This is a genomic window from Herbaspirillum sp. Her3 (assembly GCF_057961275.1).
This window is the reverse complement of sequence record NZ_CM176328.1, coordinates 4,939,492-4,960,541: the sequence shown is the minus strand read 5'-3', so window position 1 is coordinate 4,960,541 and position 21,050 is coordinate 4,939,492. Positions and strand designations below refer to the sequence as shown.

Below are 21,050 nucleotides of genomic sequence, written 5' to 3'. Positions count from 1 at the left end.
GTGCGTCCGTCCATCAAACAAGTTGCCCATCTGGCTGGTGTCTCCATTGCCACTGTTTCCCGTCTGCTCAACAAGCCGGGTTCGGTGAGCGCGGAAACGGCCGAGAAAATCCACCGCAGCATCGCCGAACTAGGTTTTCGTCCCAATTTCACCGGGCGCAACTTGCGCGCCGGCAATTCGCGCACGGTCGGGGTAGTGGTGCCGACGCTCTCCAACACGGTCTTTGCACAATGCCTGCAGGGCATTGAGCTGGCTGCCCGGGAGCTGGACTACTCGGTCATGTTCACCACCACCGAATACCTGCCGGAAGACGAATCGGCGGCCGTCGAACTGTTGCTGGGCCATCGCGTCGACGGGATGATCCTGACGGTGGCCGATGCCGGTGCCAATGCCACGCTGGACCTGCTGGAACGCGAGCACATCCCCTTCGTGCTGGCCTACAACCAGCTGGCTGCGGCCGACGCGGCGGCGCACCGGGCCTCGGTCTCGGTGGACAACCGCGTCGCCGCCCGCGATGCCGTCAGCCACCTGATCGCGCTGGGGCACCGCCGCATCCAGATGCTCTCGGGCCGTTTCAATGCCTCCGACCGCGCCATGCAGCGCTACTGCGGCTATCTCGACGCCATGCACGCTGCCGGTCTGGCGCCGCTGCCGGCCATCGAGGTCGAGCGCCACACGCTGACGGCCGCCACCGACTATCAGCAGATGATGGCCGACCCGCTGCACCGTCCCACCGCACTGTTCTGTTCCAACGACCTGCTGGCCCTGAGCGCCATGCGCGACCTGCGCGCGCTGGGCTTGCAGGTGCCGGGCGATATCTCGGTGATGGGCTTTGACGGCATCCCCGTGGGCGCGCTCATCGAGCCGGTGCTGGCCAGCGTGGTGCAGCCCTCGGAGCAGATCGGCGACGTCGCCGTGCGCACCCTGGTCGAGGCCATCGAGCGCGCCTTGCCGGCTGCTGCCGCGGCGGCTGGCGATGATGCACCCGTTCCCGCTACCGCTGGTGTGCGCCACATCCTCCCGCACGTGCTGCGCGAAGGGGGATCGGTGGCGCCACCTGCGCTGCTTTCGCAACACGCATCCTGATGCATCCTGATTTTTTTGAAGTTCGCTGTACCTTCGTTGTTCAACCTATAGGAAAGGATCTGACATGTTCCTGAAACGTGTTATTCAAACCGCTGCCGGCGCGCTGTTGCTGTCGGCTTCCCTGGCCGCTTCGGCCCAGACCGCGATCTGCTACAACTGCCCGCCCGAGTGGGCGGACTGGGCCGCGCAGATCAAGGCCATCAAGGACAAGACCGGCATCACCGTGCCGCCCGACAACAAGAACAGTGGCCAGGCCCTGGCCCAGCTGACGGCCGAGAAGGCCAGCCCGGTGGCTGATTTCACCTACCTGGGGGTGTCCTTCGGCATCGAAGCGAAGAACAAGGACCTGGTGGCCGCCTACAAGCCGGCGCACTGGAACGAGATTCCCAACGGACTGAAGGATCCTGACGGTTACTGGGTCACCATTCACTCCGGCACCATGGGCATCATGGTCAACGTCGATGCCTTGAAGGGCAAGCCCGTTCCCAAGTCCTGGGCCGACCTGCAAAAGCCGGAATACAAGGGCCTGATCGGCTACCTGGACCCGGCTTCGGCCTTCGTCGGCTACGTCGGTGCAGTGGCCATCAACCAGGCCATGGGCGGCACGCTGGACGATTTCTCGCCGGCCATCACCTACTTCAAGAACCTGCAGAAGAACCAGCCCATCGTCCCCAAGCAGACCTCCTACGCGCGTCTGATCTCGGGTGAGATTCCCATCCTGCTGGGCTATGACTTCGACGCCTATCGTGCCAAGTACAAGGACCACGCCAACGTCGCCTTCGTGATCCCCACCGAAGGGACCGTCACCGTGCCTTACGTGGTCTCGCTGGTAAAGAACGGCCCGCACCAGGCCGACGCCAAGAAGGTGCTGGACTTCCTGCTGTCCGACCAGGGCCAGGCCATCTGGGCCAATGCCTACCTGCGTCCGGTGCGTGCCTCGGCCATGTCCAAGGAAGCTGAAGCGCGCTTCCTGCCGGCTGCTGAATACGCCCGTGCCAAGTCGGTGGACTACGGCAAGATGGCCGAAGCGCAGCGCAAGTTCGGCGAGCGTTACCTGGCCGAAGTGCGTTAAATGCAGAGCGCAGGAGCAAGCATGAAAAGCATGACCCCCTCCGTCTCCGGTGCGCCCGCGCCGGTGGCTGGCAAGTCGCCGGGTGCGCGTCCCCGTGCAGCGGGCAACGGCGTGTGGCTGTGGTTCGCCGTGCCCGGCCTGACGATCTTCTGCGCCTTCTGGCTGCTGCCCATGGTGCGGCTGGTCGGCGTGGGCGCCTCGGGACCGGAGGGGGCGATGGCCTACCTGTCGGTGCTGACCAACCGCCATTACTTCACCAGCCTGGTTTCCACGCTGCTGCTGTCGGCGGTGGTCACGGCCGCCACCCTGGCCATCTCGGTGTTCGTGGGCTTGTTCCTGCAACGCAATCGCTTCCCCGGCCAGTCGCTGTTGCTGGCCATGCTGACCTTCCCGCTGGCCTTTCCCGGCGTGGTGGTCGGCTTCATGGTCATCATGCTGGCCGGGCGCCAGGGTCTGATCGGTTCGCTGACCAACTGGCTCTTCGGTGAGTCGCTGGTGTTTGCGTATTCGCTGGCGGGGCTGTTTCTGGGGTATCTGTATTTCTCGATTCCGCGCGTGATCCTGACCGTGGTGGCCGCCGCCGAAAAGCTCGACCCGTCGCTGGAAGAAGCCGCGCGTTCGCTGGGTGCCAAGCCCTGGCAGGTGCTGTTGCACGTGGTGTTGCCGGCACTGCTGCCGGCGCTGATCTCGTCGGGGGCGATCTGCTTTGCCACCAGTGTCGGCGCCTTCGGGACGGCCTTCACGCTGGCCGCCAACATCGACGTGCTGCCCATGACCATCTATAACGAATTTACCGGCTACGCCAACTTTGCCACGGCCGCTTCGCTGTCCATCGTGCTGGGGCTGTTCACCTGGGCCGTGCTGGCGCTGGCGCGTTCGCTCACCGGCAGCGGCGTTGCTGCGGCGGCATAAGGGAGAGGCCATGCAGAATCGTTTCCGTTTTTATCTTCAACTGGCCTTCACGCTGCTGGTATGTGCCTTCCTGGTGGTGCCGGTGGTGTTGTCGATGCTGGCCGGTGTGACCGAGAATTTCTTCGTCGGTTTGTCCAGCGGGCTCACGCTGCGCTGGGTGGCCCAGGTGTGGGACATGTACCAGCCCACCATCTGGCGCTCGCTCATCATCGCCCTGGCTTGCCTGGCGGTGACGCTGGTGTCCGGGGTGCCGCTGGCCTACATGCTGGCGCGCTACCGTGGCGGCCATAGTCGCCTGGCGCGCGTGATCGAGGAATTGCTGATGATGCCGGTAGCCGTGCCCGGCCTGGCCACCGCACTGGCGCTGATCATGGCCTATGGCCAGCTGCGCGAGTTCCGTGCCAGCATCTTCTTCATCCTGGTCGGCCACGTGATCTTCACGCTGCCCTTCATGGTGCGTCCGGTACTGGCGGTGATGCAGTCCTCGCAACTGGCGCAGCTGGAGGAAGCCGCTGCCAGCCTGGGTGCCGGACGCCTGCGCCGCTTCTTCGGCATCGTCATTCCCAATGCGGCCTCTGGCATCCTGGCCGGCGCGCTGATGGTGGTCACGCTCTCCATCGGCGAATTCAACATCACCTGGATGCTGCACACGCCGCTGACCCAGACCCTGCCGGTGGGCCTGGCCGATGCCTATGCATCGATGCGGCTGGAGGTGGGATCGGCCTATACGCTGATCTTCTTTTTCATGATCATTCCGCTCCTGATCGGCATGCAGTGGGCGAGCCAGGCAACACGCAAGAAAGTCAGTCTATGAAGCCCAAGCAAGAAGCTGTTTCCATCCGCCTGCAGCAATGCGCCAAGTCCTTCGCCAATGGCACGCGCGCACTGCAGCCGCTGGACCTCGAGATCCATCCCGGTGAAACCCTGGTCCTGCTGGGCCCCTCGGGTTGCGGCAAGACCACCACGCTGCGCATGATCGCGGGGCTGGAGTTTCCCGATGAAGGCGGGCGCGTGCTCTTCGGCGACGAAGACGTGACCGCGCTGCCCATCGAAAAGCGCGGTGTGGGCATGGTGTTCCAGAACTATGCGCTGTTCCCCAACATGAGCGTGGGCGAGAACATCGCCTATGGCATGAAGATCCGCAAGATTCCGGCCGGCGAGCGGGCCGAGCGCGTCGAGCAGCTGCTGGACATGGTGCATCTGCAAGGCCTGTCGCATCGCCGCGTGGACCAGCTCTCGGGCGGCCAGAAGCAGCGTGTGGCACTGGCGCGCGCACTGGCCATGGAGCCGCGCGTGCTGCTGCTGGACGAACCGCTGACCGCGCTGGACGCCAAGCTGCGCGAAGCCGTGCGCAGTGATCTCAACAAGCTGCTGCGCAGCCTCGGCATCACCGCCATCTACGTCACCCACGACCAGGGCGAAGCCATGGCGCTGGGAGACCGCATCGTCGTCATGGAGCGCGGCAAGATCTCGCAGATCGGCACACCCCGCGAAATCTACTATCATCCCGCCAATGACTTCGTGGCCGATTTCATCGGCGCGATGAACCGCGTGGAAGGGACCGTGTCCGGAGACAGGTTGTTGCTGCCCAGCGGCAGCCTGCAATTGCTCGACAAGCTCGATGCCGCCCAGCAGGGACAGCCGGCCTGCGCCATGTTCCGGCCGGAGGATGTACAGGTGGTCGACGTCAGCGAAGCCGACGGGCACTGCGTGCAGGGCAAGGTGCTCAATTCGTTCTTCCTGGGGGACCGCACCCGTTTTGAAATCGAGATTGGTGTGGAGCGTCCCATCATCGCCGAGACCAGTCGCCGTGGCTACTGGGAGACCGGACAGCAGATCGCCATCCGCGTGCCGGCCGAGGCGCTGGTGAAGGTGGCGCCGCGCGCCGCAAAGGAGACCACATGATTCTGGGACAGATTTCCGATCTGCACATCAAGACCGATGGCAAGAAATCCTATCGCGTCGTCGATACCGCCGAGGCCCTGCGGCGCTGCGTGCAGCAGGTCAACGGGTTGAAGCAGCGTCCCGATGTGCTGGTCATCACCGGTGACCTGGTGGACTTCGGCAAGCCTTCCGAATATGCCTGCCTGCGCGAACTGCTGGCGCCGCTGGCGATGCCCTACTATCTGCTGCCGGGCAACCATGATGAGCGCAACGCCTTGCGGGCGGCGTTTCCGGAGCATGCCTACCTGCAGCAGGGCGGCGAGCGCATCGAGTACGTGATCGAGGAGCATGCCGTGCGTATCATCGCGCTCGATACCGTCATCCCGCGTGCCAGCGGCGGCGAGCTGGCGCCTGCCAGCCTGCAGTGGCTGGATGAGGTGCTGGCGCAGCAGCCTGAGCGTCCGACCGTGATCGCCATGCATCACCCGCCCTTTACCACCGGCATCGGCCACATGGATGACATGGGCCTGGCCAATCCGCAGGCGCTGGAAGCGGTGGTGCGCAAGCATCCGCAGGTCGAGCGCATCCTGTGCGGACACCTGCATCGTTCGATCCAGCGCCGCTTCGGTGGGACGCTGGCCACGACTTGTCCGGGGGTGTCGCATCAGGTGCAACTGGACCTGGATCCGCAGGCGCCGTCCTGCTTCGTGATGGAGCCGCCGGGATTCCAGCTGCACTGGTGGGATGCGGCGGCCAGGAGCCTGGTCAGCCATACGGCCTTCATCGGTCAGTTCGATGGACCGTATCCGTTTTACGATGGGGATGAGTTGATCGATTGATCTTCTGTAGAGATGGATGAGCTCTCACAAATCTCTCGGAGAGATCAATGAATTGGATGCACTATCTACCGTTCGTCCTGAGCAGGCCCTTTTAGGGCCATATCGAAGCCTGTCCTGAGCCTGTCGAAGGGGCGCTCGTGACGACGTGTCTTCGATACGCGGCTGTGCCGCTACTCAGTCCGAACGGGAGTCACGTGCTGAAGAAAAACGCTTACTTCCACACCAGCTCGATCACGGGCGGCTCGCCATAATCCTCGCAGCGGTCATTGATGGCCGTGCAGCAGAATTCCACATCTTCCACCAGGTCCGGCAGGCGCTTGTGCAGGTCGGCGCTGTGACTGATCTCGATGGTCAGCACTTCCTTGGGCTTGAGCCTGAACTTGCACATGCCATCGTCATCGCGCAGGTAGGACAGGCAATCGACCCAGGCATCCATGCTGCGGCCATAGAAATCCGGGAAGCCGAAAGCCTGTGCGCTCTCGGTGTGAAAACTGTCCCAGTCGGTAATGCGGTCGCCCGCCAGTGTTACGGTGGCCATGCCTGCTCTCTTTCAGTTTGCTTTTTTGCCGCTCTTGCCGTCGGCCTTGGGATCGGTGACGAAGCCCAGCTTGGTCAGGCCGGCGCCCTGCGCCGCCGACATCACCTCGGCGATGGTTTCATAGCGGGTGGACTTGTCGGCCCGCAATTGCAGGTCGGGCTGCGGCTTCTTGGCTGCCGCAGCGGCCAGGCGCGTATCCATTTCCTGTTCGCTGACCTGCTGGTCGTTCCAGTACAGCTTGCCGGCCGCATCGATGCCCAGGGTGACGGTCTCCGGTTTTTCCGGGGCCGGGTTGGACTGTGCGGTAGGCAGGTCCAGCTTCAGGGCGTGGGTGAACATGGGCGCGGTGATGATGAAGATCACCAGCAAGACCAGCATCACGTCCACCATGGGGGTGACGTTGATGTCGGCCATCGGGGCCGAGTTCTGGTTGTCGTTGAATCCGCCGAAACTCATGATGGACTCCTCTCAGTCAGGGGCAATTATTTGCGCATGCCGCCGACGCGTTCGCCGGTGGTCAGATACGCATGCAGGTCGTGGGCGAAGCCATCCAGTTCGGCCAGCACCACGCGGTTGATGCGGGTGAAGGCGTTGTAGGCCAGCACGGCGGGAATGGCCACCAACAGGCCCAGCGCGGTCATGATCAGCGCCTCGCCGACGGGACCGGCCACCTTGTCGATCTGCACCGTGCCACTGGCCGAGACCGCCACCAGCGCATGATAGATGCCCCAGACGGTACCGAACAGGCCCACGAAGGGCGCGGTCGAGCCGACCGAGGCCAGCAGTGTCAGGCCGCGTTCCAGGCGCGCCGAAACCCGGTTGATTTCGCGGCGCAGGGTGCGCGTGATCAGTTCGCCCGGATCGGTGGCGGCGTTCAGCGAGGGCGTACCCTGCTGGCGGGTGCCGATGTCGGCCGCTTCGGCGGCGCGTTCGGCCATGGGGGTGTAGATCAGTTCGCTGTCGACGCGCTGCATGGCGGCGGTGGCATCGGCCAGCGTCGGCGCCTGCCAGAATTGTTCCAGCGCATTGCTGCCGCGCCGGATGCGCCAGGCGGCCCAGGCCTTGGAGAGGATGTAGAACCAGCTGGCAATCGACATCATCAGCAGCAGATAGGCCACTGAATGGGAAACGGCATCGCCTTGCGCCCAGTAGTGGGCAAATCCAACGTTCTGTTCCATGGTACGTGCTTTCGGGAAAGACGCCGCGCGGGGCGGCAGGGAGTCAATGACGGTCAGTTGCGGGGCAGTCGCTTGGAGCGGCCGGCCCCAAAAAAATTCGCTGCCGGACCTGGTGGGGTGCGGCAGCGTCGGGCATTTCCTGTGGTTCCGGGCTCGGCTTACTTGAAGCCCAGCACATCCTGCATGTCGTACAGGCCGCTGTCCTTGTCGGCCAGGAAGCGTGCGGCGCGCAGGCTGCCCATGGCGTACGAGACGCGGCTGGAAGACTTGTGCGAAATCTCGATGCGCTCGCCGGTGCCGGCGAACAGCACCGTATGGTCGCCGATGATGTCGCCGCCGCGCACGGTGGCAAAACCGATGGAGGAGGGATCACGTTCACCGGTGACGCCTTCGCGGGCGTAGACGGCCACGTCGTCGAGCTTCTTGCCCAGCGCATCGGCGATGACTTCACCCATCTTCAGGGCGGTGCCGGAGGGCGCGTCGACCTTGTGGCGGTGATGGGCTTCGATGATCTCGATGTCGTAGCCGTGCGAGAAATTCTTGGCCGCCATCTCCAGCAGCTTGAGCGTGACGTTGACACCCACGCTCATGTTGGGCGCGGCCATGATGGCGGTTCGCTTGGCGAATTCGGCGATGGCCGCTTTGCCTTCAGCTTCGAAACCGGTGGTGCCGATGACCACCTTCACGCCGTGGGCAGCGCAGTATTCCAGGTGCTTCAACGTGCCTTCAGGACGGGTGAAGTCGATCAGTACGTCAGCGCCGGCCAGGCCGCGCGCCAGGTCCGATTCGATGACCACGCCGGTGGTCTTGCCCAGGAACAGGCCGGCATCGGTGCCGAGGGTAGGCGAGGTGGGCGTATCCAGGGCGCCGGAGAGCTTCAGGCCCTCGGCATTGAGGATGGCTTCGATCAGCATGCGGCCCATGCGCCCGGAGGCGCCGGCCACGGCGATATTGAGTGCAGTCATGTGAAACTCGGAATGAAGAGGTGCTGGAGGCAGGTCTCGCAGGTCTTACTTGTCGGTGGCCGAGGAGGGCGCGACCGGGGATGCCGGTTTGGTCTCGCTCGCTTCCTTGGGCTTGTCGCCGAAGCTGGCCTTGGCGCCGAAGCTGGCCTTGGCGCCGACCTTGGCGTCAGTGATCAGGGTCAGGTATTCGCTTTCGGTGGGCAGGTTCTGGCCGCCTTCGACGTGATCCAGCAGGTCATCCTTGAAGAACACCGAAACGCGGCTGGTCATGATTTCGCCATTGCCCTTGGCCAGGCGGAAGTCGTAATCCCAGCGGTTGGCGTGGAACATGTCCGACAGCAGCGGCGTGCCCAGCACGAAGCGCACCTGGTCGCGGGTCAGGCCCGGACGCAGCTGCGCCACCATTTCCTTGGAGACGAAGTTGCCTTGCTGGATGTCGATGCGATAGGGCTTCAGGAAGCCGAACAGGCTATCGCTCTTGCCGGTCACCTTCACGCCCGAGGTATCGGTGGGCGCTGCCTGTTCCGGGGCCTTGGTCGAGGAACAGCCGGCCAGCGACACGGCCAGTGCTGCAAGGACGCCAAGGGCGGCGGTGTGATGACGGGACTTCATTCGGGAAAGCATGCGCATAAAGATTTCAACCGGGTTGAGCCATGAGCCTAAAGCGCTATATGATAAGCTAGAACTTACTTCTTAAATAGGCATGAGTGCGTTCCGGGTGTAAAAGGGCGTTCCCCACCGCCCCGCCGGAACGGTCCGCCAGGTCTTCCCAGTGGACCGCCGCGCCTGTTCGAGACCAGTAAAACCCGGGAACCCACTCTACCATGCCGAACAATCCATCCGAACTGAAGGCCAGCGGCCTGAAGGCGACCTTGCCGCGCCTGAAGATCCTTGAAATCTTCCAGAACACCTCCGTGCGTCACCTCAGCGCCGAAGACGTCTACAAACAATTGCTCTCCGACAACCTCGACGTGGGCCTGGCCACCGTCTACCGCGTGCTGACCCAGTTCGAGCAGGCCGGGCTCTTGCAGCGCAATCACTTCGAGACCGGCAAGGCCGTCTTCGAGCTCAACGAAGGCTCGCACCACGACCACCTGGTCTGCCTGGATTGCGGCAAGGTCGAGGAATTCTTCGACGCCGAAATCGAAAAGCGCCAGCTCAAGATTGCCCAGGAGCACGGTTTCGAGATCGCCGACCATGCCCTTGCCCTCTATGGTCATTGCAAAAACTGCAAGAAAGTGAAGAAGTAAGTTTGCGATCGATTGCCTGGTTTTACTTTGGCAAGGCAGTGTGAAGGAAAAAGCAAAAAAGCCACGGATTCATCCCGTGGCTTTTTTTTCGTCCTGCCTGATCAGTGCTGGCTCAGCGCGCTGGAGAGCAGCTTGGCGGTGATGTCGACGATGGGGATGACGCGCTCGTAGGCCATGCGGGTCGGCCCGATCACGCCCAGGGTGCCGACGATGCGGCCGTTGACCTCGTAGGGTGCGGTGACGATGCTCATGTCATCCATGGGCACCAGCTGGGATTCGCCGCCGATGAAGATCTGCACCCCGGTGGCCTTGCTGGAGACGTCCAGCAACTGCAAGAGGCCAGTCTTCTGCTCGAACATGTCGAACAGGCGCCGCAGCGAATTCATGTTGGAGGACAGGTCGGTCACCGACAGCAGGTTGCGCTCGCCGGAGATGACCACGTTGTTGTCGGCCTCTTCGTTCATGGCGTCGCTGCCGGCTTCGACGGCGGCTTGCATGAGCGCGGTCATGTCGTCGCGCAGCTGGCGCAGTTCACCCTGCAGATGCACGCGCACCTGGTCGAAGGACTGGCCGGCGTAATGCTGGTTGATGTAATTGGCTGCCTGGGTCAGTTGGCTGGGGGTGTAATCGACCTCGGTCAGCAGCATGCGGTTCTGCACGTCGCCGCCCTGGTCGACGATGACCAGCAGGATGCGCTTTTCCGACAGCCGCAGGAACTCGATCTGCTGGAACATCGATTCGCGCTTGGGCGTCATCACCACGCCCGCGAACTGTGACAGCGAGGACAGCACCTGGGCCGCATTGGTGATGATCTTCTGGGGCGAGCCGCTGTGCTGCAAACGCGCCTGCAGACGGCCTTCGAGGGCGCTCTCGTCGATGGCCTCGACGGTCAGGAGGGTATCGACGAACATGCGATAGCCGCGCGGCGTAGGCACACGGCCGGCCGAGGTGTGCGGGCTGGCGACGAAGCCCATCTCTTCGAGATCGGCCATGATGTTGCGGATGGTCGCCGGCGACAGTTCCAGGCCCGACAGTTTCGACAGGGCGCGCGAACCCACCGGCTGGCCGTCGGCGATGTACCGTTCGACCAGGGCTTTCAGGAGTGTGCGGGCGCGGTTATCGAGTTGCATGGGGCATATTCTAGCGGCATATCAGGCAAATGTGACGCGCACGTCAGCCCGGTCGCGATTTGGGCGAAGGATCAGGCTTGCGCCTGCAGCCAGTCGTGCAGCTCATGCAGGTCGCGACAGATGGCATCGGGGCGGATGCCATCGGGCAGGCTACGGCCGAAACGGTTCATCCACACCGCCCGCAGACCGGCCTGCTGCGCGCCTTGCACGTCCAGCAGCGGATCGTCGCCCACGTAGACAGTGGCCGCCGGGGCGACCTGCAGCGCTTCGCAGGCGGCGTGGAAGATGGCCGGGTCCGGCTTGGCGCGGCCGAAGCGGTGCGCGGCAATCGAGACGCCGAAGTGACCGGCCAGCCCGATGCGTTCCAGATCGGCAAAACCGTTGGAGACCGAGCCCAGGGTCAGCCGCTCCTTCATGCGCAGCAGCGCCGGTTCCACGTCATCGAACAGCGCCACCGTGCTGCGCGCTTCGGAGAACAGGGCCATGGCCGGATCGACCAGCGCCAGGTCCACGTCATGCTCCCGGAAGACCTCGGAGAGCGCCGTATGGCGCAGCTTCCAGAGATCGATGCGGTACATCGGGTCGGTCTGCATGAGCGCCATGCGGCGTTCGCGCAGGCTGGCGATGGTATGGGTGGCTACCACGGCGGGAGCATGCTCGCGCAGCCAGTCGTAGAGCAGGCCCTCGGCGCGCACCAGCACCGGTTCGATGGCCCAGAGGGTATCGTCAAGGTCGAACAGCACGGCCTGGATGGGTGCTTGGACAACTGAGTGCGGCAGGGGGGAGGTGCTTGGTTTCATTACAATGTCATCTCAAATTATGGTCTAATCCGCAGCATGTGGCCCATCAAATTACCCGTTCAGGCAGCCGTACCCAAAACCGTCGCCATCGTCGGCAAGTTCCAGGCCGTCGGCATCGCGCAGATCTTGTCGGACATCGCGGTGTTCCTGGAATCGCACGGCCACACCGTGGTCTTCGAGACCGAGACCGCCGAGAACATCGCCCTGCAAGGCTATGACAGCATGACCCCCGAGCAGATCGGCCAGCATGCGGACGTGGCCATCGTGGTCGGCGGCGACGGTACCATGCTGGGCATCGCACGCCAGCTGGCGCCTTATAACGTCCCGCTGATCGGCATCAACCAGGGGCGCCTGGGCTTCATCACCGATATCGCGCAAGACCGCATGATACCGGCTCTCGGTGAAATGCTGGAAGGCAAGGTCGAAGCCGAGTCGCGCTCGCTGCTGGAAGCGCGGGTCTATCGCGAGGGCGGCGAGATCTTCCGCGCGCTGGCCCTGAACGACGTGGTGGTGGCACGCGGCTCCACCTCCGGCATGGTCGAGCTGCGGGTGGAAGTCGATGGACGCTTCATGTACAACCAGCGCTCCGATGGCCTCATCGTGGCCACGCCGACCGGCTCTACCGCCTATGCGTTGTCGGCTGGCGGACCGATCCTGCACCCCAGCCTGCATGGCATCGTGATGGTGCCGATCTCACCGCATTCGTTGTCCAACCGTCCCATCACGCTGTCGGATTCCTGCGAGATCGTCATCCAGGTGGTGGCCGGGCGCGAGGTCAGCGCCAACTTCGACATGCAGTCCCTCACCAGCGTGCTGCATGGCGACCGCATCGTGATCCGCCGTTCGGCGCACAAGATCACCTTCCTGCATCCCGAGGGCTGGAGCTATTTCGATACCCTGCGCGAGAAGCTGCACTGGAATGAATACCCGTCGATAGAAGGCCGATTACAATAAGCCCGCAGCAAGCCGGCCCATCTGCAAGCCGGCTTGCTTCTGAACACTGGCCTGCCCGTCCAACCCGCTGCGAGACCACCATGCTGCGTACCTTAACGATCCGCGACTTCGTGATTGTCGATGCCATCGAGCTCGAATTTGCGCGTGGATTTTCCGTCTTCACCGGCGAAACTGGCGCCGGCAAATCCATCCTCATCGATGCCCTGGCCCTGGCCATGGGCGGCCGTGGCGATCCCAGCGTAGTGCGCGAGGGAGCCGCCAAGGCTGACGTCAGCGCCGATTTCACCGCCACTCCCGAGGTGCTGGCCTGGCTGGAGGAACACGAATTCAGCGGCGAGCACGACGGCGTGCTGCTGCGTCGGGTGATCGACAATGCCGGTCGCAGCAAGGCCTACATCAATGGCAGCGCCGCCACCGCCGCGCAATTGCGCGAAGTGGGCGAGATGCTGGTGGATATCCACGGCCAGCATGCGCATCAATCGCTGATGAAGGCCGATGCCCAGCGTCAACTGCTGGACAGCCAGGCCGGCCTGCTGGAACCTGCGCGCGAAGTGGCCGCCGCCTACAAGACCTGGCGCGCCCTGGCCCGCCAGCGCGAACAGTTCGAGCAGGATGCGCGCAATGTCCTGCTGGAGCGCGAACGCCTGGAATGGCAAGTGGCCGAGCTGCACAAGCTGGCCGTGAAGCCCGGCGAATGGGCCGACATCAGTACCGAGCACAGCCGCCTCTCGCATGCCGCTGCGCTCATCGGTGGCGCGCAGGAAGCGCTGGGCGTGATCTCGGAATCGGAGTCGCCGATCCTCTCGCAGCTGTCTTCGATCACGCAAAAACTGACCAAGCTGGTCGATGTCGATACAGCCTTGAAGCCCGTGCTCGATGCGCTGGAGCCGGCGCAGATCCAGCTGCAGGAAGCGGTCTATGCCCTCAACGATTACCTGGGTCGGGTGGAGCTCGATCCGGCGCGGCTGCAGGAAGTGGAAGAGCGCCTTGAAGCCATCCACTCCACGGCACGCAAATTCCACGTGCAGCCCGATGAGCTGCCCGATGAGTATCGCAAGCTCTCCGAACAACTGAAGCAACTGGCCGACGCCAGCGACCTCGACGCCCTGCGTGCGCAGGAAGAAAAGCTCAAGGACGCTTACCTCGCCCTGGCGCAGAAGCTCTCCAAGGCGCGCGCCAAGGCCGCTGCGGCACTGGGCGAGGCGGTCACGGCGGCGATGCAGGATCTGTCGATGGCGGGCGGCCGCTTTGACATCGCCCTCAACGAAGTGGAGCCGGCAGCCTACGGTCTGGAGCAGGTCGAATTCCTGGTGGCCGGCCATGCCGGCGTGGCCCCGCGCGCGCTGGCCAAGGTGGCTTCGGGCGGCGAACTGGCGCGTATTTCGCTGGCCATCTCGGTGATCGCTTCGGCGGCGACCACGGTGCCCACGCTGATCTTCGATGAAGTCGACAGCGGCATCGGTGGCGCCGTGGCCGAAGTGGTCGGGCGGCTCTTGAAGCGCCTGGGCCAGGAACGCCAGGTACTCTGCGTGACCCACTTGCCGCAGGTGGCCAGCCAGGCCAACCAGCACTATCAGGTCAAGAAGCGCAGCGAAGGCGGCAAGACCCTTTCCGACATCGACGGGCTGGACGCCAAGGCGCGCGTGGAAGAAATCGCCCGCATGCTGGGCGGACTGGAAATCACCGCGACCACGCGCAAGCATGCACGCGAACTGCTGGCCTCCTGACAAGAACACCAAGAACACCGATCCCATCCAACATGGCCTTCCGCAAAGAACCTCCCTACACCCACGGCAGCCCGGCCTCCACTGCAGTCGTGCTGGTCAACCTGGGTACGCCCGACGCACCCAATGCCGGCGCCCTGCGACGCTACCTGAAGCAGTTCCTGTCCGACCCGCGCGTGGTGGAAATACCGCGCGCGGTGTGGTGGTTCATTCTCAACGGCATCATCCTGCCCTTCCGTTCTTCCAAGTCGGCCGAGAAATACGCCAGCATCTGGACCGAGGAGGGCTCGCCGCTGCGCGTGCATACGCAGCGCCAGGCGGCCGCACTGGGCACGCAATTGGCCGCACGCGGCCATCACCAGGTGCAGGTGGTGTATGCGATGCGCTATGGCACGCCCTCGCTGCCCCAGGTGCTGGACCAGCTCAAGGAACAGGGCTGCACGCGCATCCTGGTGCTGCCGGCTTATCCGCAATATTCGGGCACGACCACGGCCTCGATTTTCGATGCGGTCTTCGACCATTATCGCCAGGTCCGCAACATCCCCGAGCTGCGCCTGATCCGCAATTATCACGACCAGGAAGCGTATATACAGGCGCTGCGCCAGTCGGTGCTGGACCACTGGGCGCTGCACGGCCGGCCGGACAAGCTGCTGATGAGCTTCCACGGCGTGCCCAAGCGCACGCTGATGCTGGGCGATCCCTATCATTGCGAGTGCTACAAGACCGCGCGCCTGTTGGCGCAATCGCTGGGCCTGGCCGAGGACCAATACCAGGTCACCTTCCAGTCGCGCTTCGGCAAGGCCGAATGGCTGCAGCCCTACACCGCGCCGACCGCCCAGGAGCTGGGCCGCCAGGGCGTGCGCCGCATTGATGTGATGTGTCCCGGTTTCACCAGCGATTGCCTGGAAACCCTGGAAGAAATCGCCATGGAGGTCAAGGAAGACTTCCTTCACGCCGGCGGCAAGGAGTTTCATTTCATCCCCTGCCTGAATGAATCGCCAGCCTGGATCCACGGCATGGTCGAGCTGGTGGAACAGCATCTGGCCGGCTGGCCGACCATGAGCAATGCCGCTGCCCGCGAGGAGATGTCGCGCCAGCAGGCCATTGCGGCCGAGCGCGCCAGAGCGCTCGGGGCGGATCGGTAATTTTTGCCCAAACCTTCATATCGCCGCGACGCCACGGCGGTGGGCCGTATTCAGCCTGCTAGAATAGCGGGCTGAACGCCTTTTGCTGTCTGCCCGGCAGCGAGATGGTCCTGACAAGGCCAGTCACAAACTTTCATACAAGCCAAAACCGGGCCTGTCTGGCGTTCAGAGCGTGTATTCGCTCACCAGATGCGTATAGCTGATCCAGGCCGTGGCCAGCAGGCTATATAAAGCAACGAGGATGGTGGCCGCAATCAGTGGCAGTTTCATGATGACACCTTGTTGGCGCGACAAGAGACGAGGGGAAGCCGGAGGCAAGTCAGCCCCGGCGGGCGGGAACTCAACTTCAGTTTAGGGCGGGCTCGAATTAACTTGAAGCCAGCCCCAGTAATTTCTGTAAGCGCGCGTAACATTTTTTTCTTCTTGAATCGCAGAAATAGGCAAAAAGTCGCCGGAAAGTGCCAAAAAGCCCTTGAAAAAGCAGGGACATGCCCTACTTGAGCCGCATCCCGTTTGGACGGCGCGCTGCATCAACCCGCCGCACGCACGTAACTCATTGATTTGTTGGAGGTAATTCAGGAATGCAAGACATGGAAAAACAGGAATCCCCATCCGTCCAGCAAGACAACCAGGCTGCTGACGCTGCTGCTGCCACCACGGCTGCCGAGCAGGCTGCTCCGGCTGCCGCTGCCGAGCCCACGCTGGAAGACAAGCTGGCCGCCGCCGAAGCCAAGGCTGCCGAACTGCAGGATGCCTTCCTGCGTGCCCGTGCCGAAGGCGAGAACATCCGCCGCCGTGCCCAGGAAGACATCGCCAAGGCCCACAAGTTCGCCATCGAGGGCTTCGCCGAGTCGCTGCTGGCGGTCAAGGACAGCCTGGAAATGGCCCTGAAGATCGAAAACGCCTCGCTGGAATCGCTCAAGGAAGGCGTGGACATGACCCTGAAGCAACTCTCCTCGGCCTTCGAGAAGAACAAGCTGCAGGAAGTCAGCCCGCAGGCCGGCGACAAGCTCGATCCGATGAAGCACCAGGCGGTGTCGGCCGTGCCGGCCGAACAGGAAGCCAACACCGTGGTTGCCGTACTGCAAAAAGGCTATATGATTTCTGACCGTCTGCTGCGTCCGGCGCTGGTGACGGTGGCCCAGGGAAAGTAAGCGGACCGGCGCCGGAAGGGGAAACGCGCAAAAGGCATCATTTTTGCTTGTTTCGGTGGTTTCGGCGCTTGAAAGTCCATCTTTCCTCCACATATTCAAACCATTCAAAACACCTGTAGCCCGACATCCAGGGCTGAAAGAACGAAGGAAAAATCATGGGAAAAATCATTGGTATTGACTTGGGCACCACCAACTCTTGCGTTGCCGTCATGGAAGGCAATCAGCCCAAGGTGATCGAGAACTCCGAAGGCGCGCGTACCACGCCTTCCATCATCGCGTATCAGGAAGACGGCGAAATCCTGGTCGGCGCTCCCGCCAAGCGCCAGGCCGTCACCAACCCCAAGAACACCATCTACGCCGCCAAGCGCCTGATCGGCCGCAAGTTCACCGAGAAGGAAGTGCAGAAGGACATCAACCTGATGCCCTACCAGATCGTGGCCGCCGACAACGGCGACGCCTGGATCGGCGTGCGTGACAAGAAGCTGGCACCCCCGCAGATCTCTGCTGAAGTGCTGCGCAAGATGAAGAAGACCGCCGAAGACTACCTGGGCGAAGAAGTCACCGAAGCCGTCATCACGGTCCCGGCTTACTTCAATGACGCCCAGCGCCAGGCCACCAAGGACGCCGGCCGCATCGCCGGTCTGGACGTCAAGCGCATCATCAACGAGCCGACCGCAGCTGCGCTGGCTTTCGGCCTGGACAAGGCTGAAAAGGGTGACCGCAAGATCGCCGTGTATGACCTGGGCGGCGGTACCTTCGACGTGTCCATCATCGAAATCGCCGACGTCGATGGCGAAAAGCAGTTCGAAGTGCTCTCCACCAACGGTGACACCTTCCTGGGTGGCGAAGACTTCGACCAGCGCCTGATCGACTACATCATTGACGAATTCAAGAAGATCAACGGCCTGGACCTGTCCAAGGACGCCATTGCCCTGCAGCGCATCAAGGCCTCGGCCGAACGCGCCAAGATCGAGCTGTCGTCTTCGCAACAGACCGAGATCAACGAGCCCTACATCGCCATGGCCAATGGCGCGCCGGTCCACCTGAACCTGAAGATCACCCGCGCCAAGCTGGAATCGCTGGTCGAGGAACTGATCGCCAAGACCATCGAACCCTGCCGCACCGCCATCAAGGATGCCGGCGTGAAGGTCTCCGACATCGACGACGTGATCCTGGTCGGCGGCATGACCCGCATGCCCAAGGTCATCGAGAAGGTCAAGGAATTCTTCGGCAAGGATCCGCGCCGTGACGTCAACCCCGACGAAGCCGTCGCCGTGGGCGCTGCCATCCAGGGTTCGGTCCTCTCGGGCGACCGCAAGGACGTGCTGCTGCTGGACGTGACCCCGCTGTCGCTGGGTATCGAAACCATGGGCGGCGTGATGACCAAGATGATCAAGAAGAACACCACCATCCCGACCAAGTTCAGCCAGGTGTTCTCCACTGCCGACGACAACCAGCCGGCCGTGACCATCAAGGTCTACCAGGGCGAGCGCGAAATGGCCGCAGGCAACAAGGCCCTGGGCGAATTCAATCTGGAAGGCATCCCGCCGGCACCGCGCGGCACCCCGCAGATCGAAGTGACCTTCGACATCGACGCCAACGGCATCCTGCACGTGGGCGCCAAGGACAAGGCCACCGGCAAGGAAAACAAGATCACCATCAAGGCCAACTCCGGCCTGAATGAAGAAGAGATCGAAAAGATGGTGCGCGACGCCGAAGCCAACGCCGAGGAAGACAAGCGCCTGAAGGAACTGGCCGAAACCCGCAACCAGGGCGATGCACTGGTGCACTCGACCAAGAAGGCCCTGAGCGAATACGGCGACAAGCTGGAAGGTGGCGAGAAGGAAGTCATCGAGTCCGCCATCAAGGCACTGGAAGAAGCCCTGAAGGGTGACGACAAGGCCACCATCGATGCCAAGACCGCTGCCCTGTCGACCGCCGCGCAAAAGCTGGGCGAGAAGATGTATGCCGACCAGCAGGCGCAAGCCGCTGCCGCCGGTGGTGCAGCCGGTGCTGCTGGCGCCCAGGCGGGCGCTGCCGGTGGTGCTGCACCGAAGGACGACAACGTGGTCGACGCCGACTTCAAGGAAGTGAAGTAATCCGGGACTGACGCGTCGTTTCACCTGACGTCAGCGCTCGCGCCCGGGTGCGGTTTACCGCAGCCCGGGCGGATTTTTGAGAAGCATCCACCCGGCCGGGTTGTTTTTTTCGGCCAGGCCGGTACGCCGAGTCCGCAGTCAAAAGCTGAACTCGGCTTTTTCACATTGTTGGTTTCCGGTCGCGCGTGCGCGGCCGCGGATGCAGGCCATCGCAGCAGCGACGGAACACAATAACAAGGTGGGTTATACAACATGGCAAAACGCGATTTTTACGAAGTGCTCGGACTGGCCAAGAACGCCAGCGACGACGAGATCAAGAAGGCTTATCGCAAGCTGGCGATGAAGTACCATCCTGACCGCAACCCGGACAGCAAGGGCGCGGAAGACAAGTTCAAGGAGGTCAAGGAAGCCTACGAGATGCTGTCGGACCCGCAGAAACGCGAGGCCTACGACCGCTACGGCCATGCCGGCGTCGATCCCAACATGGGAGCAGGCGGCGGTGCCGGCGCAGGTGGCTTTGCCGATGCCTTCGGCGACATCTTCGGTGACATCTTTGGCGGCGGCGGCGGTGGCCGCGGCCGCAGTTCCGGCCCGCAGGTCTATCGCGGCGCGGACCTGCGCTACAACCTGGAGATTACGCTGGAGCAAGCCGCCCACGGCTTCGACACCACCATCCGCGTGCCGTCCTGGGACCAGTGCGATACCTGCCACGGCAGCGGTGCCAAGCCCGGCACCTCGCCGGTCACTTGCACCACCTGCGGCGGTCACGGCCAGGTGCGCATGCAGCAAGGCTTCTTCAGCATCCAGCAGACCTGCCCGAAGTGCCACGGCAGCGGCAAGATCATTCCGGAACCCTGCACCACCTGCGCTGGCGCCGGCCGCATCAAGCGCAACAAGACGCTGGAGGTGAAGATCCCCGAAGGCATCGACGATGGCATGCGTATCCGTTCATCCGGTAACGGTGAACCGGGTGTCAACGGCGGTCCTCCGGGCGACCTGTATGTGGAAATCCACATCAAGCCGCATGACGTATTCCAGCGCGATGGCGACGACCTGCATTGCGAGATGCCGATTTCCTTCGCCAAGGCGGCCCTGGGTGGCGAGATCGAAGCCCCGACCTTGAACGGCAAGGCTTCCTTCTCCATCCCCGAAGGCACCCAGAGCGGCAAGACCTTCCGCCTGCGCGGCAAGGGTATCAAGGGTGTGCGTTCCGGTTATCCGGGCGACCTGTTCTGCCACGTCGTGGTGGAAACCCCGGTCAAGCTGACCGAACGCCAGAAGGAACTGCTGCGCGAGTTCGAGCAGCTCACCACCGAAGGCGGCGCCAAGCACAGCCCGCAGACCAAGACCTGGAAGGACAAGGTCAAGGAATTCTTCGAATAAGAAGTCGCATCAGTATCCGCTTCGGCATCAGGATCAGCAGCAAAGCAAAAGGCCAGCAACATCGCTGGCCTTTTTCTTGTCCACAGCGCCGCAAGTGGCCTGCAATCAGAAGCAATGTTCCTGCGCCGGGAAGCTGCCGTCCTTGACCGCCGCCACGTAGTGGCGCACGGCCTCTTCGATGCTGCTCGCCCCTTCCATGAAATTGCGCACGAAGCGGCTCTTGTGGCCGGGGAAGACGCCCAGCATGTCATGCATCACCAGCACCTGGCCCGAGCAATCGGGCCCGGCACCGATGCCGATGGTAGGAATGGTCAGGCGGTCGGTCACTTCCTTGCCCAGTGCGGCCGGCACTGCCTCGATCACCACCAGGGACGCCCCCGCCTGCTGTACGGCCAGCGCATCGGCATGCAACTGGGTAGCGCCATCGCTGGTCTTGCCCTGCACCTTGAAGCCGCCCAGCTGGTGCACCGATTGCGGCGTCAGGCCGATGTGGGCACACACCGGAATGCCGCGTTCGGTCAGGAACCTGATGGTATCGGCCAGCCACACGCCGCCTTCGATCTTGATCATCTGCGCGCCGGCCTGCATCAGCAGGGCGGCATTGCGGAAGGCTTCCTCGCGGGTCGGATAAGTGCCGAAGGGCAGGTCGGCGATGATCAGCATCGTGTTGGTGCCGCGTGCCACCGCCGCCGTGTGATAGGCCATGTCCTGGATCGTCACTGGCAGGGTCGAATCGTGGCCCTGGCAGACCATGCCCAGGGAGTCGCCGATCAGCACCGTTTCCAGCCCGGCACGCTCCATCAGCGTAGCGAAGCTGGCGTCATAACAGGTCAGCATGCTGATCTTGTCGCCCTTGGCGCGCATCGCCTGCAGGGTATGGGTGGTCACCGGCTTGGCGCGTGCGGCGCCCGATTCCTGAAGATAGCCTGCCATGAAG

General features: G+C 63.2%; 21 protein-coding genes. 13 read left to right on the top strand and 8 right to left on the bottom strand.

What is annotated here, in order from left to right; all coding sequences use genetic code 11:
* The 6 genes from ACVC5H_RS22575 to ACVC5H_RS22550 all read left to right on the top strand — a co-directional run bounded on the left by ACVC5H_RS22575 (nt 1) and on the right by ACVC5H_RS22550 (nt 5,793).
* Nucleotides 1-1,086, top strand: coding sequence for a LacI family DNA-binding transcriptional regulator (locus ACVC5H_RS22575; protein ID WP_489619952.1), 1,086 nt, complete (start codon nt 1-3; stop codon nt 1,084-1,086).
* A gap of 64 nt (nt 1,087-1,150) precedes the next feature.
* Nucleotides 1,151-2,158 carry an ABC transporter substrate-binding protein gene (locus ACVC5H_RS22570; protein ID WP_489619951.1) on the top strand — a complete coding sequence of 336 codons (1,008 nt, stop codon included), beginning with the start codon at nt 1,151-1,153 and terminating at the stop codon, nt 2,156-2,158.
* A gap of 30 nt (nt 2,159-2,188) precedes the next feature.
* The gene (locus ACVC5H_RS22565; RefSeq protein WP_489622745.1) at nt 2,189-3,070 is read left to right on the top strand and encodes an ABC transporter permease; all 882 of its coding nucleotides are present in this window, start codon (nt 2,189-2,191) and stop codon (nt 3,068-3,070) included.
* A 10-nt stretch (nt 3,071-3,080) separates the two neighbouring features.
* Complete coding sequence (locus ACVC5H_RS22560) at nt 3,081-3,884, top strand: ABC transporter permease (RefSeq protein ID WP_489619950.1); 804 nt, start codon at nt 3,081-3,083, stop codon at nt 3,882-3,884.
* Nucleotides 3,881-4,975 carry an ABC transporter ATP-binding protein gene (locus ACVC5H_RS22555; protein ID WP_489619949.1) on the top strand — a complete coding sequence of 365 codons (1,095 nt, stop codon included), beginning with the start codon at nt 3,881-3,883 and terminating at the stop codon, nt 4,973-4,975. The genes ACVC5H_RS22560 and ACVC5H_RS22555 overlap by 4 nt, the downstream gene beginning before the upstream one ends.
* Nucleotides 4,972-5,793: a phosphodiesterase gene (locus ACVC5H_RS22550; protein ID WP_489619948.1), complete on the top strand. Its 822-nt coding sequence runs from the start codon at nt 4,972-4,974 to the stop codon at nt 5,791-5,793. The genes ACVC5H_RS22555 and ACVC5H_RS22550 overlap by 4 nt, the downstream gene beginning before the upstream one ends.
* Nucleotides 5,794-6,004: 211 nt before the next feature.
* Here the strand turns inward: ACVC5H_RS22550 and ACVC5H_RS22545 are convergent, their stop codons facing one another.
* The 5 genes from ACVC5H_RS22545 to ACVC5H_RS22525 all read right to left on the bottom strand — a co-directional run bounded on the left by ACVC5H_RS22545 (nt 6,005) and on the right by ACVC5H_RS22525 (nt 9,086).
* A complete protein-coding gene (locus tag ACVC5H_RS22545; RefSeq protein ID WP_489619947.1) occupies nt 6,005-6,331 on the bottom strand; it encodes a barstar family protein in 327 nt (108 codons plus the stop codon).
* Nucleotides 6,332-6,343: 12 nt separating this feature from the next.
* Complete coding sequence (locus ACVC5H_RS22540) at nt 6,344-6,787, bottom strand: ExbD/TolR family protein (protein WP_489619946.1); 444 nt, start codon at nt 6,785-6,787, stop codon at nt 6,344-6,346.
* A 26-nt stretch (nt 6,788-6,813) separates the two neighbouring features.
* Nucleotides 6,814-7,509 carry a MotA/TolQ/ExbB proton channel family protein gene (locus ACVC5H_RS22535; protein ID WP_489619945.1) on the bottom strand — a complete coding sequence of 232 codons (696 nt, stop codon included), beginning with the start codon at nt 7,507-7,509 and terminating at the stop codon, nt 6,814-6,816.
* Between the two features lie 158 nt (nt 7,510-7,667).
* Complete coding sequence (dapB, locus tag ACVC5H_RS22530) at nt 7,668-8,474, bottom strand: 4-hydroxy-tetrahydrodipicolinate reductase (RefSeq protein ID WP_489619944.1); 807 nt, start codon at nt 8,472-8,474, stop codon at nt 7,668-7,670.
* Nucleotides 8,475-8,519: 45 nt separating this feature from the next.
* Entirely contained in the window at nt 8,520-9,086 is a 567-nt protein-coding gene (locus ACVC5H_RS22525) for an outer membrane protein assembly factor BamE (protein WP_489619943.1), read from the bottom strand.
* 212 nt (nt 9,087-9,298) lie between these two features.
* Between ACVC5H_RS22525 and fur the strand changes: the two genes are divergently transcribed.
* Entirely contained in the window at nt 9,299-9,724 is a 426-nt protein-coding gene (fur, locus tag ACVC5H_RS22520; RefSeq protein WP_034341048.1) for a ferric iron uptake transcriptional regulator, read from the top strand.
* Nucleotides 9,725-9,825: 101 nt separating this feature from the next.
* Here the strand turns inward: fur and hrcA are convergent, their stop codons facing one another.
* The gene (gene hrcA, locus ACVC5H_RS22515; protein ID WP_489619942.1) at nt 9,826-10,854 is read right to left on the bottom strand and encodes a heat-inducible transcriptional repressor HrcA; all 1,029 of its coding nucleotides are present in this window, start codon (nt 10,852-10,854) and stop codon (nt 9,826-9,828) included.
* Nucleotides 10,855-10,925: 71 nt separating this feature from the next.
* Complete coding sequence (locus tag ACVC5H_RS22510) at nt 10,926-11,654, bottom strand: HAD family hydrolase (protein ID WP_489619941.1); 729 nt, start codon at nt 11,652-11,654, stop codon at nt 10,926-10,928.
* A gap of 36 nt (nt 11,655-11,690) precedes the next feature.
* On the opposite strand from ACVC5H_RS22510, the gene ACVC5H_RS22505 reads away from it, so the two are divergent.
* From ACVC5H_RS22505 to dnaJ, 6 genes are all read left to right on the top strand, one after another.
* Nucleotides 11,691-12,608 carry an NAD kinase gene (locus ACVC5H_RS22505; protein ID WP_338717927.1) on the top strand — a complete coding sequence of 306 codons (918 nt, stop codon included), beginning with the start codon at nt 11,691-11,693 and terminating at the stop codon, nt 12,606-12,608.
* An 80-nt stretch (nt 12,609-12,688) separates the two neighbouring features.
* The gene (gene recN, locus ACVC5H_RS22500) at nt 12,689-14,335 is read left to right on the top strand and encodes a DNA repair protein RecN (protein WP_489619940.1); all 1,647 of its coding nucleotides are present in this window, start codon (nt 12,689-12,691) and stop codon (nt 14,333-14,335) included.
* Between the two features lie 32 nt (nt 14,336-14,367).
* The gene (hemH, locus tag ACVC5H_RS22495; RefSeq protein WP_489619939.1) at nt 14,368-15,477 is read left to right on the top strand and encodes a ferrochelatase; all 1,110 of its coding nucleotides are present in this window, start codon (nt 14,368-14,370) and stop codon (nt 15,475-15,477) included.
* A 581-nt stretch (nt 15,478-16,058) separates the two neighbouring features.
* On the top strand, nt 16,059-16,631 hold the full coding sequence (gene grpE / locus ACVC5H_RS22490; protein ID WP_489619938.1) for a nucleotide exchange factor GrpE: 573 nt from the start codon (nt 16,059-16,061) through the stop codon (nt 16,629-16,631).
* Between the two features lie 155 nt (nt 16,632-16,786).
* On the top strand, nt 16,787-18,730 hold the full coding sequence (dnaK, locus tag ACVC5H_RS22485; protein ID WP_489619937.1) for a molecular chaperone DnaK: 1,944 nt from the start codon (nt 16,787-16,789) through the stop codon (nt 18,728-18,730).
* A 252-nt stretch (nt 18,731-18,982) separates the two neighbouring features.
* Entirely contained in the window at nt 18,983-20,113 is a 1,131-nt protein-coding gene (dnaJ, locus tag ACVC5H_RS22480; protein ID WP_489619936.1) for a molecular chaperone DnaJ, read from the top strand.
* A 105-nt stretch (nt 20,114-20,218) separates the two neighbouring features.
* Here the strand turns inward: dnaJ and panB are convergent, their stop codons facing one another.
* The gene (gene panB / locus ACVC5H_RS22475; protein WP_489619935.1) at nt 20,219-21,046 is read right to left on the bottom strand and encodes a 3-methyl-2-oxobutanoate hydroxymethyltransferase; all 828 of its coding nucleotides are present in this window, start codon (nt 21,044-21,046) and stop codon (nt 20,219-20,221) included.
* Between the last annotated feature and the right edge of the window lie 4 nt (nt 21,047-21,050).